This is a genomic window from Sporosarcina limicola (genome assembly GCF_014873855.1).
Classification (GTDB): domain Bacteria; phylum Bacillota; class Bacilli; order Bacillales_A; family Planococcaceae; genus Sporosarcina; species Sporosarcina limicola.
Map to the genome: position 1 here is coordinate 1 of NZ_JADBEL010000052.1, position 11099 is coordinate 11099.

Annotated in this window: 13 protein-coding genes; 11 read left to right on the forward strand and 2 right to left on the reverse strand. The window is 38.6% G+C overall.

Annotation, left to right across the window (positions count from 1 at the left end; genetic code table 11):
* Nucleotides 1–124: 124 nt before the first annotated feature.
* The 9 genes from H4683_RS20600 to H4683_RS20640 all read left to right on the forward strand — a co-directional run bounded on the left by H4683_RS20600 (nt 125) and on the right by H4683_RS20640 (nt 8090).
* A complete protein-coding gene (locus H4683_RS20600; protein ID WP_192600701.1) occupies nt 125–463 on the forward strand; it encodes a hypothetical protein in 339 nt (112 codons plus the stop codon).
* Nucleotides 387–1550 carry a VirB4 family type IV secretion system protein gene (locus H4683_RS20605; protein WP_338062512.1) on the forward strand — a complete coding sequence of 388 codons (1164 nt, stop codon included), beginning with the start codon at nt 387–389 and terminating at the stop codon, nt 1548–1550. The genes H4683_RS20600 and H4683_RS20605 overlap by 77 nt, the downstream gene beginning before the upstream one ends.
* 209 nt (nt 1551–1759) lie before the next feature.
* Entirely contained in the window at nt 1760–3046 is a 1287-nt protein-coding gene (locus tag H4683_RS20610) for a type VII secretion protein EssB/YukC (protein WP_192600703.1), read from the forward strand.
* A 4-nt stretch (nt 3047–3050) separates the two neighbouring features.
* Nucleotides 3051–4082, forward strand: a complete 1032-nt coding sequence (locus tag H4683_RS20615; protein WP_192600704.1) for a bifunctional lytic transglycosylase/C40 family peptidase — start codon at nt 3051–3053, stop codon at nt 4080–4082.
* Nucleotides 4079–4633, forward strand: coding sequence for a hypothetical protein (locus H4683_RS20620; RefSeq protein WP_192600705.1), 555 nt, complete (start codon nt 4079–4081; stop codon nt 4631–4633). Before H4683_RS20615 ends, H4683_RS20620 begins: the two co-directional genes overlap by 4 nt.
* Nucleotides 4630–5034, forward strand: a complete 405-nt coding sequence (locus H4683_RS20625) for a hypothetical protein (protein ID WP_192600706.1) — start codon at nt 4630–4632, stop codon at nt 5032–5034. The genes H4683_RS20620 and H4683_RS20625 overlap by 4 nt, the downstream gene beginning before the upstream one ends.
* A gap of 274 nt (nt 5035–5308) precedes the next feature.
* Nucleotides 5309–6841, forward strand: a complete 1533-nt coding sequence (locus H4683_RS20630) for a VirD4-like conjugal transfer protein, CD1115 family (RefSeq protein ID WP_192600707.1) — start codon at nt 5309–5311, stop codon at nt 6839–6841.
* Nucleotides 6842–6880: 39 nt separating this feature from the next.
* Nucleotides 6881–7717, forward strand: a complete 837-nt coding sequence (locus tag H4683_RS20635; protein WP_192600708.1) for a conjugal transfer protein TrbL family protein — start codon at nt 6881–6883, stop codon at nt 7715–7717.
* Nucleotides 7718–7733: 16 nt separating this feature from the next.
* Complete coding sequence (locus H4683_RS20640; protein WP_192600709.1) at nt 7734–8090, forward strand: hypothetical protein; 357 nt, start codon at nt 7734–7736, stop codon at nt 8088–8090.
* Nucleotides 8091–8138: 48 nt separating this feature from the next.
* Here H4683_RS20640 and H4683_RS20645 read toward each other — a convergent pair whose 3' ends face one another.
* Nucleotides 8139–8693, reverse strand: a complete 555-nt coding sequence (locus H4683_RS20645; protein ID WP_192600710.1) for a hypothetical protein — start codon at nt 8691–8693, stop codon at nt 8139–8141.
* Between the two features lie 117 nt (nt 8694–8810).
* Between H4683_RS20645 and H4683_RS20650 the strand changes: the two genes are divergently transcribed.
* Both H4683_RS20650 and H4683_RS20655 read left to right on the forward strand, forming a co-directional pair.
* Complete coding sequence (locus H4683_RS20650) at nt 8811–8990, forward strand: hypothetical protein (RefSeq protein ID WP_192600711.1); 180 nt, start codon at nt 8811–8813, stop codon at nt 8988–8990.
* Entirely contained in the window at nt 8990–10480 is a 1491-nt protein-coding gene (locus tag H4683_RS20655; protein ID WP_192600712.1) for an ArdC-like ssDNA-binding domain-containing protein, read from the forward strand. The genes H4683_RS20650 and H4683_RS20655 overlap by 1 nt, the downstream gene beginning before the upstream one ends.
* Before the next feature lie 70 nt (nt 10481–10550).
* Here the strand turns inward: H4683_RS20655 and H4683_RS20660 are convergent, their stop codons facing one another.
* Nucleotides 10551–10985 carry a hypothetical protein gene (locus H4683_RS20660; RefSeq protein ID WP_192600713.1) on the reverse strand — a complete coding sequence of 145 codons (435 nt, stop codon included), beginning with the start codon at nt 10983–10985 and terminating at the stop codon, nt 10551–10553.
* Nucleotides 10986–11099: the final 114 nt, after the last annotated feature.

Below are 11099 nucleotides of genomic sequence, written 5' to 3' on the forward strand. Positions count from 1 at the left end.
AGGGTTCTTTATGAACTATAATTATATTCTAATACTATTAACTTCTAGCAATGGAGCGGAATAGACCTTTTCCCCAAATGAGCGTAAGAGCCAAAATACGTTAACGAAGTTGCAGTTAAAAGCAATGACTCCATTTAAGGCGATGTACCAAACGTTTTGGAGTGCGATGCCGATTTTAGAGAATCTGCTTGGTGACTATACGTATAAACAGTCCAATACCGAGGCAGCGAGTAGTATGTTCCCATTTGATGATGCCGAAATTTTAACGATTAATCCACGCAGTGATGTAGAGGGCGTAAATAAAGACACAGGAAGTTTAATTGCGATTGATTATTTGGATCGTAAAAATACGTTGAATCAAAACATGATTGTGATTGGGACAAGTGGTGTCGGGAAAACGACGTACATGGTGCAAAAGATTTTGCGTTATTTTTTCCCGTGGCGTGAAGGTTTTTATTATTGATCCGGAAAATGAATATACGAGTATTGTCGAGCATTTAGGTGGAACGGTCGTACATCTTAGCAGTAATTCAACGACGAAAATCAATCCGCTAGAAGTGTATTCCGAGCATGTGGCAGATGAAACAACGGCCAATATGGAAATGATTTTAAAGGATAAGATTCAGCGATTGCTTGGCTTTTTTCAAGTGTTGAAGCAAGACATCACACAAGTGGAAAAAGCCGTGTTAGATGCAACACTGCGGCAAGTGTATAAGGATGCAGGGGTCCACGGGTTTACCAGTTTCCGTGAAGTGCCAAGTACGTCATATCCCATTCTGTCGGATGTCTATGAGGCACTTGCGAAGTTAAAGGAAACGGACGCGGATCGTTACGGTCGCATTGAGGATTTTCACTATATCTTGGAAAGCTACGTGAATGGCAGTAAAACGATTTTTAATGGGCACACGAATATTAACTTACAAAGTGATCTTCTTTCCTTTGATTTAAAGCCGTTACAAAATGAAGCAGAAGTACAAGGGGCTGCATATTTAAATACATTTAGTTATTTATGGGACAACATTACGGAAAATAAAGAGGAGAACGTGAAGCTGTTCGTCGATGAGTTTCACTTTTTAACGCAAAATCCTGATGCAGCAAGTTTTTTCTACCAGGCGTATAAGCGATTTCGAAAATATAACGCAGGGGCTATTGCAGGGACACAGCAAATTCAAGATGTTTTGGATGGTCAAATGGCGAACGGACAAAATGTTGGGGAAGCCATTATTGGCAACAGTTATACGAAAGTATTTTTCGGTTTAGACAATAAAGGTGTGGACGACATTACCCGGAAGTTGCGGATGACGTTCAGTGACAAGGAGAGAAAGTTGTTAGAAAGACGGAAACAAGGGGAGGCACTAATGATTCACGGGACGCAGCGAGCATTTATGCGGATTGAATTGACGGAAGAAGAACTCCGTTTAAAAGATCCTGTTCGATATGAGGAAGTATACGGGGTGAGTGCTGAGCATGTTCCGAATTACGAGGACCGCATTCATATGACCGAATTGGAAAAGCAAGAAGCCTTGAATATGGGGGAAATCCAAAAATAAATACTTCTACTTTGCAAAGGTAAAAACTTCTACTCCGGAAATATAGAAACTACAAATAAACTATGGTTAACCGGTTAACCACTTGCAAGTAGGGGATTTAGTGTTAACTATATATTTTAATGTTAGGAGGTGCTGAAAGGACTACAACCAAAATTTATAATTTTTCCTTTGGTAGCATCAAAATAACAAAACAATTTGCGCAGTTTACGATGAGTCGCAGTGAGTTTACGTATGACAAGCTAGAAGAAATCAAAACGTATTTGATGTCGAATGATATTCAATCCTTTCTTTCGTTGCAATCGATTGAAGAAACGGAAGGGCATGTTGTGCTAACCTTTCATTTCTCCGAGCATTTAAAGCCAGTAGCAGCGATTAAACAAGAAACGTATGTCGTGAAGCTCGCGATTGCACAAGCCATACTGCTAGACGAAATTGTGACGAAGGAGCCGTTTCACGTTAGTTTGCATCCAGCAACGGTCTTTTATCATCCCATGTCCACAATTCTTTATGGGTACCGTGCTAACCGAGTGATGCCAAAAGAAGAAAAGTATACGCATTTACAACGGTATAAGGCACTGATATTAATGATTTTAACGAATTATCCCTATGAAAAATGCTTAACCGAGCCAGAGCGTTTAGAAAAGAAAGCGAATGATCTAGTTCGTTCTGTTTTATTTGCTAAAACGATGGAGGAAATGAAGGAACTCCTCACAGAAGCCTATGATTTCGTTGCTTATCACACAGTTAAAGTACAAGTAGCCGAGCAGAGGAAATGGAGAAATCGAACGATATTTGGAATTGTTCTCATGGCAATCCTTTCTCTAGGAACTGTTGGTTATGTGAAATACGATGCGAATGAACAGCAGCATGAGGCACTTGGCCAACTAGAAGCTACCTATGAAGTGAGAGGAAAAAGGCAACAAGCAGACGCGTTTTTCGAGCAAGGAAATTACAAAGAAGCCATTCCTTTATTTCTCACTTTAGGTGATTCATCAAAAGAGGTTTCCAAGAAATTATTTGAAAAAGAAGAGTGGCAGCTTGCGCTCAATACAGAACCGAAAATGTTAGAGCAAGTGATCGCACAGCTTTATACGAACAATGATGAAAAAGTAGTGTTGGATTTACGGCTTTCGACGGATGAAGAGGCCCTTACTCAAAAGCTTGCACATGAAAAAGCCATTGTTAGCTATGATGTTGCACAAATGACAGCGGATTTACCGTTTATTTCAAATGTGGAAACGTTACAGCGGATGGGACAAACATTTATAGCGAATGGAGATATGGCAGGAGCTCGCGAAGTATTGAATAAAACACAAGATGCGACCTTACAAAGTGCAATTGAATTGGCGCAAATAAACAGTGAAGTTGCCATGGCAAAGGAGAAAATGACAACCATTAAGTCGAAGGATTCTCCTAATCAAGCGGATCAATTGAAAGTGCAGCAAACGAAAATTGAGGAATTGGAGGCGAAAATACAGGAGTTAGAGGAGGGCTGAATTCATGAAACTCTTACTAGCAAAGCTTTTATTTTCTAAAGATGGTCGCAAGCTGTTATGGGTAATTTTAGTTCCTATTTTCCTGCTCGTTCTCGTTGTTGCTATGCTATTTTCGGAACAATCGTCGCAACCTCCGGGTAGTTATACGGTCGGCAGTAAATTATCATCAGCGGTATTACAATATGAGGGAGTTGTTCAAGCGGTTCTTTCTCAATATGGATTAGAAGAACATACAGCGCTCGTTCTTGCAATTATGATGCAGGAAAGTGGAGGTACAACTTCACTCGATATCATGCAAGCGAGTGAGTCGATTGGTTTGGCCCCGAATACGATTACTGACCCAATGTATTCAATTGAAGTTGGGGTGACTCATTTTAATAATGTGCTAGAAAAGATGCGGAAAAGCGACGTAGATTTAGATACAGCCATTCAAAGCTACAATTACGGGTTGGGATATATCGATTTCATTGCTAAAAACGGAGGAGCCCATTCAGGGGAATTGGCACAAACATTTTCCTGGCAGGAAGCAAATAAGTTGGGATGGACGAGTTACGGAGATCCAGCTTACGTGGAACATGTGAAGCGTTATGTAGGTACGATGCGTGATGGACAATTGATTGATGTAGCGAATGCTTCAGCAGATTTTCAAGTTGTCTATGAAACGATGCTGCAATTTGAAGGTTATCCGTATACGTTTGGTGGCATGAATCCTACAACGTCCTTTGATTGTTCGAGTTTAATGATGTGGGCTTTTCGGGAAATAGGCGTCAACCTTCCGCGTACAGCACAGGAGCAATACAATGCTTCGAAAAAGATTACAGCTGATGAATTGCAGCCAGGGGACTTTATCTTTTTTACAGGTACGTATAACGCGGGGAGACCGGTCACACATATCGGAATGTATGTTGGCAACGGAAAAATGTTTGATGCAAACGGTGGTGGTATCGGGTTTTCTAATGTGAACGACCGCTATTGGCAGGAGCATTTATATGGTTATGGACGCATTGTTGATTTTTTAGGAGGTGAGGAGGGATGAAGCAAGGAATTACCATGGGTATTCTTCTAGTGGCCGTGCTCATTCTAGCAGGTTCCGTATTTGTCTTATCGGGAGAGAAATCGACATTAAAAGATACTGTCGGGCAGAAGGATCAAAAGATTCAAGCGTTGAAGGGAAAAGTAGATGAATTATCGGCAGTGACGGGTTTACAGGTAACGGGGGAGGAAGTTCGATTTATTGAACAGACTTTCCATGTGTATTTGAACTATGATAACGAGTCTTACGTCACTCGTTTTGAAGAGTTATCAAATTTGGTGAAAGTAGATGTATTGAATAAGTTAAAAGGTGCTTCATCACTTGCACCACCTGTTGTTGCAATGAAAAATGAACTTGAAAGTGTGCAAGTTTATATTAATCCATCTACGCCCCATACGTTTTTAGTGTATACAACGACGAGTTACTTTTTAGATGGTGCGTTAGTAAACCACGGCAGTCAATTGTACGAAGTATCGGTACTACAGAACAATGGGCAATTTTTAATTGGGGACATCAAAGTGATTGGCAATATGACTGAGGTGGATGGCGTATGAAAAAGCTGGTGTGGTTTTGTATTAGCTTTTTTGCGTTTGAAATCATCATCGTTCTGTTCATTGATTTGATTTTGTTAGTGAGTGAATTAAAGCTAAGTCTAACTACAAGGGCCATGTTCAACAGTTTGCAAGATGTTTTTTTGCATCCGATTCAAACGATAAATGGGTATGTCATGAGTCAGAATCCATTGTTTGTTATTTTAACCGTACTCAATTTGTTTTACAGCGGGTTGATTCAGCTTAAGTATAAGACGAAAAAGGATGGTTGGGCAATACATGAGAAAAATGCCTATCATGGCTCGGCTCGCTGGGAGAAGGAAAAGGAGATTTTGGATGGTAATTTTATCGGAAAGTCTGAGCAAGAGGTGCGTGAGACGTTTCTGCAATCACTTTCAAAGTGAAAATATAGCTTAAGGAGCCAAAGCAACTGCTACTAAGGCAGAACCAAGTAGGGATGTTAACTGATTACTAATTGTTGTTAGTGTAGTAAAACCCAAGATGTTTATCATGTTAACCACCACCCGATTCAATTTTAGTGTAGAGATTATAGTTATTCCTAAAAATAATAAGTAGACAGTTGCTAAGGCAGCTAAGCGCGTTGGCTCCTTAAAATATATTTATCTCAATCTTACAGTATTTAGTTCTCATTTTGAAAGTGGAAAGGACTGATAAATGATGAATGGAACCATTTTGGGAATTTTTAATAAGAAAATTTTAATTCAGCCAAATGAATCGAAGCCGAACCGAAATGTTATGGTTGTCGGTGGTCCAGGAAGCTATAAAACACAGTCCTTTGTCATCACGAATGTTTTATATGAAACAGAAAATAGCATCGTCATTACTGATCCGAAAGCTGAAGTGTATGAGAAAACGGCAGCAATTAAAAAAGCACAGGGCTATGAGCTACACGTCATTAATTTTATGAATATGGAGGTGAGTGATCGCCATAATCCACTAGATTATGTACGTAAGGAAACGCAAGCAACTACCGTAGCGACGAAAATGGTCGATAGTGCGAACAAGGACGGCAAGCGTGATATATGGTACTACTCGCAACGTGCGCTGTTAAGAGCGCTAATCTTATATGCTATCCATGAAATAGAGCCAAAACATCGCAATATGAGAGGTCTGCTAGGGTTTTTGCAGACGTTCGGCACAGACGAAGGAGACGGAGAAAGTGAGTTAGATAAGCAATTTCTAGCGTTAGATTTTAATCATCCTGCAAGGCGCGCTTATGAACTTGGTTACAAGAAAGCGAAGCGGGAAATGCAAGGAAGTATCATCGTATCCCTTTTGACGACGATTGCCGATTATATTGATAGCGAAGTCGCTGAATTTACGAGCTTTAGCGATTTTCATTTAACGGATATTGGCCATAAGAAAATAATGCTGTACGTTATTATTCCGTTAATGGATCAGTCATGGCAAAGCTTAGTCAATTTGTTTTTTAGCCAGTTATTTAATGAGCTGTATGAGTTTGCGTCAAATCATCATGCAAAGCTACCGAGAAATGTAAATTTTATTTTGGATGAGTTTGTGAATCTCGGGAAATTCGATAATTACGAGGAGTTTTTAGCGACGTGCCGTGGTTATGGAATTAGTGTCGCAACAATAATTCAAACGATTTCGCAGATGCAGGATCGTTACGGGGATAAAAAAGCCGAATCTATTTTAGGGAATTGTGGAGTTAAAATCTGTTTGAATGCAGCCAATCGAACGACAGCGACCTATTTTAAAGATTTACTCGATAAAACGACTGTTAAAGTTGATACCGAATCGGAATCCAAGCAGTACGGCAAGGAAAATCGATCAAGTAGCATGAGTGAAAGTGAAGGTTTTGTTGCCCGTGATTTAATGACGGCAGGGGAGATAATGCAGATGCCTGCCGATACTGGTATTATTTTATTTCAACACAAGCCTCCCATTAAGATGAAGAAGGCTTTTCAATTTCAGCTATTTCCGGGTGTGACTGAGCAATATGAGATAAAGCATGTAGATTACCGTTCTAACCCGTCTATGGAACAGCTTCAAAAATTGGAACAAGCACAGCAACAATTTGAAAAGGAAGTAATCCAAAAAGAGCAGGAGAAACAGACTGAACAAGAGGCACTCGAAAAAGATTTTTTTGGCTTTGAAGTTGTAGAGCAGGAAGTCACATTTGAAAGTGCATTAGAGGAGTTGAATGGTAATATTGAGCTCGAAAAATAGTGGCTGCGCATAGGGCTTCGTTAAAAGGAGGTTTGCCAATTGTTTTCTATAAAAGACAAAGTGATGGAAATGATAGATGATTGGTTGAATGATATGTTATCAGCTGTCTTTAGATTTTTAGCGGAAGTATTGTTCAACCATGAGGCATTAAGTGGCTTATTTTTAGATGTGTACAGTGTATTCGCGGTTTTTGGAGGGGTATTACTTGTTGCAATTGTACTGTTTCGCATTTTAAATACCATGCTCAATGAAGCAACAAATAATGAAAGTAATATTTCAGAAATCATAATGAGCTCGTTAAAAGCGAGTGCGATGGTGTTTTTATTGCCAATCATCTTGTATTTTGTTGTGAAAGAAATTTTGTATCCGCTGATGGAGTATATGTTTGTTGAAATTGCGGGAAGTTCCTCAAATATAATTACCGATTCGATTGCCTCAACGATGGTTGTTGACATATTTGGAACGGGAACAATGGCAGCAACGTTATTGCTTTTATTTTTAATTGTTGTCTTTGTCATTTTTACATTTAAAATTTGCGTGTATCATGTAGATTTGATTATTTTAGAAGTCTTTAGTGTTTTTGCAGCGATTACGATTGCTACGGAGAGCTATGACTTTAGTGAAATCTGGAGGCGTGAGTTTTTAAGTCAAATTGTGAGCATCGTGACGCAGGTATTGTTAATGGTGGCTCTTGTACAGTTACTTGCTAATTTCAAAAGTTGGTATGATTTCATGCTCATTATTGGTTGTGGCGTGTTAATTATTCGTGGGCCTAGCGTATTGCGTTCGATGTGGTATTCAAGTGGTGGTGCAAAAGGTGGCATTTCACTTGGTAAGTCTGCTACACGGGTCTCGATGATGAAACTTCTAAAATAGATGGGAGGCTGGAGTTATGAAAAAGGCTCAATTTTCACTGCTTACGGTACTCGTGCTCTTGTTGTTAGCAGCTTGTGGTGATAGTAAAAATGATTTGATTGGCAAGTGGACGGGGACAGAATCAGCGGGTGGTGGAGGAACGGTGACATTCAATGATAATGATACCGTGCTCATAGAAATGGGAATGTTTAATAATTCTTTTGAATGGACGGTAGAGGATAAGATTTTAAATCTTTATACTACAAAAGATGGTGAACAGGAACTTTCCTATCAGTATGAGATCGAACAGGAATCAAAGGACAATGTGACGTTGTACGAATTGGATGAGGAGGGAAAACGGGTAGAGGGAGTTACTATAAAATTGAGCAGATGAATTAAAAGTATACTTATCAAAAGTAGAAATTTCCACCTTTGATAAGTGTTAAATCTCAAGTAAATAGTATTTTGAAGAATCTTCTAAAGCCTGCCATTGGATTGTATAAGAGCCATTTATATAAAATTGTTCATCTCTTTTTCCTGTTGGTTTAGTAATTTCTCCATGTAGGGGATTATTCGAACGGAAATATCCATAGATACCAGCAATGTTTGATCCACTATAAAATAATTTGTCTTCTGCATATGAAATTGCATAAGTGTGAGAAAAACCGTGTTCTTTCATTTGTTCCATGAATTTAATGTCCTTTGCAAAATTAAACATTGTCTCTGGGTGTTGACCGTTCTTTGGATACTTCAGTTCGAGGGCATATCTTTCATTTGTTGTCGGGTTATAGATGACAATATCCAATTCTTTTTTAATTAAGTTCTCTGTGATATCAAAGAATTTGATGTTGCGTTCAAATTGAATTTTGAAAGAGCTATCTAAATGATTTCTTAGGTATAATCCAAGCTCATGCTGTAATGAGAACTCGTTATAAATTTCAATTTTTTGAAGCTTTACAAGTTCAAAAAATGAATGGATGTATCTAGGTAAATTCATTTTAGTCAACTCCATTTTTGTTTAGTATAACACTTTATCAGTGTGTTTAATTGTGAATGTATATACCTTTCAAAAGTAGAAATTTCTACTTTTGATAATAAGAAAGGAGTTAAAAGTATGTATCGACGTGAAGAAGTTGAGTTCAGTGATAAGCCTATTTATCGGGATAAGCGTGATTTATTAACGATTGTAGAAGTTCCTGATCTATTGCAGTACGATATTGTCGCTTATTTAGAAGTGCCGTTTGAAGATGAACAGCGATACGTTCCGTTATTTCAAAAGCGAGGTGAGGTATAATGCCTCTTCAGCCGAATAAATATGAAGAGCGAACGAAAGAGTTAACAGCTAGATTAGAAGAGCAACTGACCCAATTTGCGAACCAAGAAGATTTCAAGCGCTATTTGCATTTCATGGCGAGTATGCGTCAGTACTCGATTGACAATCAAATTTTAGTCTTTATGCAAGATCCGAAAGCTACGTATATCGCAGGATTTCAAGCGTGGAAAAAGCACCAACGCTTTGTGCAAAAAGGGGAGAAAGCGATTCAAATTCGTGCGCCAATTTTTGAACAACACCCCGTCCTAGATCGGGTGACAAAGAAGCCTGTATACGATGAAAAGGGTAACCCGAAAATGGATACTGTATTGGTCCGTTATAAGTGGGTGACGGTGTTTGATATTGCACAAACAGATGGAGAGCCACTTAAAGTAACGAGGGATTTTGTCAATGAACGATTTCAAACCGATGAAGATGCGACAGCCTTATATGAGAACATGAAAAATTATTTAAACCAGTTTAAACAGCTACATGTGGCAGAAAAGACGTATTCGATTAAGGAAGAAGGACGTGGGTATTATGTGCCCTCGACGAATGTAATTGTCATTAATGCATCAGAAAACAACGCTATTGCAAAATTGAGTACACTCGTTCATGAATTTGCACATGCACAGTTGCATGGCCGAGATGGACATTATACCGAGGCAAGTCGTGCGCATAAAGAGGCCCAAGCAGAATCAGTCGCATGTGCAACAATGGCATACTTAGGCTTTGATACGAGCCATTTTTCGATAGGATATATTGCGACATGGGCTAAAGACACGGAACTCATGAGACAAGCATTGACGGACATTCAGGTAACACTTGAAAAGACCTTAGCCACGATTGATATCGTCCTACACCCACAATTGTACGAACAATTGCAACAAGTCGTTCAAAAACCTTTACAAACACAATCAGTCGTTCATGTTGAGCAGTTGGCCAAGTCATTGCCTGCTTTCCGATATGTTAGAAATCCAGTCACAGCCGTTGAGGTGTTTGATGCGCGGTATAACGGATTTGAAATTGCGAAATACAATCACCAGGTGAAGCAATTAATGGATGAACGGGGCGAAGCGATTACCGAGAAGATGTTGAAAGGAAAAGAAATTCTTTTGATGAATGTCATCGATCAACATCCCGCAGCAGCAAAAATGTATAAGAGTTTTTCCAAGCAATTTGCCCTCCAAGAAGTACATGGACCAGAGCCAAGCATTGAACTGTATCATAAAGCGACGAAAACCCCGATTATTGATTATCAGGAAGTGAATGAAGCAAAATCTTCATTTCTTCATGCAGCACAGTCTGAAAATCATATGGTTGGAGCATATGTCTATGGGAAGGAAGAATTGCGTCATTTTAAGCCGGTTTTGGTAGGGGAGAAAGAATACATTGAACGAGTGTGGGGAGAGGAGTCTAGTAACATAAGAGAAAAGTTGAAAATCAATAAGGTACAATCACTGAATTTATAATTACAATTGGAAAGTTCAAAGACGAAGCAGTTGTAGCTATGTTTCGTCTTTGAATAATGGATTTCGAAAACTATATTAAGGCTTTTTCTAAATTAAGAGTGGATTGAATTTCTATGAAGAATTTTGCAGTGTTTCGTCGTTGTAAAATCTCTTCAATATAGTTTTTATTTTTAATTGTTTGGAATAAAGTATCTGCAATTCGATCGCGATATTTTATACCGGAAACTTTATTTCCCCAATAAGTTGTTAGTTCATACCAAACAGGGTCTTTATAGATTTTCTCTTCTAAAATTTTTTCGTAATCTGATGCGTTGTCATCGCGATATTTTTCATATGCTGCATCAATTAACGCAAGTATAGAATCTTTAATAGTATTTTCCATTTCAGAGTCTATATTAAATAAGTTTTTACATTGTTCTTCAAGACGTATAATTAACTCTTTAGTAGACCTATCAAAATCCTCATAAGAAATATTTTTTGCTTGAGAATATAAATTGTAATTCATATATTTCCCATTATTATTTACTCAACTTTCGCACACTGAAATCGGCAAATAAGCCTTGATATAACTGGGTAAACCGGCCATCCATTGCTGTAGTTGATTTTCGACTTGTTTTTT

What these genes read in the sequence shown, in the direction of transcription:
- H4683_RS20610 (WP_192600703.1), top strand. Translation starts at nt 1,760, where the DNA reads ATGAGTCGCAGTGAGTTTACGTATGACAAGCTAGAAGAAATCAAAACG.
- H4683_RS20600 (WP_192600701.1), top strand. Translation starts at nt 125, where the DNA reads ATGACTCCATTTAAGGCGATGTACCAAACGTTTTGGAGTGCGATGCCG.
- H4683_RS20620 (WP_192600705.1), top strand. Translation starts at nt 4,079, where the DNA reads ATGAAGCAAGGAATTACCATGGGTATTCTTCTAGTGGCCGTGCTCATT.
- H4683_RS20660 (WP_192600713.1), bottom strand. Translation starts at nt 10,985, where the DNA reads ATGAATTACAATTTATATTCTCAAGCAAAAAATATTTCTTATGAGGAT.
- H4683_RS20645 (WP_192600710.1), bottom strand. Translation starts at nt 8,693, where the DNA reads ATGAATTTACCTAGATACATCCATTCATTTTTTGAACTTGTAAAGCTT.
- H4683_RS20650 (WP_192600711.1), top strand. Translation starts at nt 8,811, where the DNA reads ATGTATCGACGTGAAGAAGTTGAGTTCAGTGATAAGCCTATTTATCGG.
- H4683_RS20615 (WP_192600704.1), top strand. Translation starts at nt 3,051, where the DNA reads ATGAAACTCTTACTAGCAAAGCTTTTATTTTCTAAAGATGGTCGCAAG.
- H4683_RS20625 (WP_192600706.1), top strand. Translation starts at nt 4,630, where the DNA reads ATGAAAAAGCTGGTGTGGTTTTGTATTAGCTTTTTTGCGTTTGAAATC.
- H4683_RS20655 (WP_192600712.1), top strand. Translation starts at nt 8,990, where the DNA reads ATGCCTCTTCAGCCGAATAAATATGAAGAGCGAACGAAAGAGTTAACA.
- H4683_RS20640 (WP_192600709.1), top strand. Translation starts at nt 7,734, where the DNA reads ATGAAAAAGGCTCAATTTTCACTGCTTACGGTACTCGTGCTCTTGTTG.
- H4683_RS20630 (WP_192600707.1), top strand. Translation starts at nt 5,309, where the DNA reads ATGAATGGAACCATTTTGGGAATTTTTAATAAGAAAATTTTAATTCAG.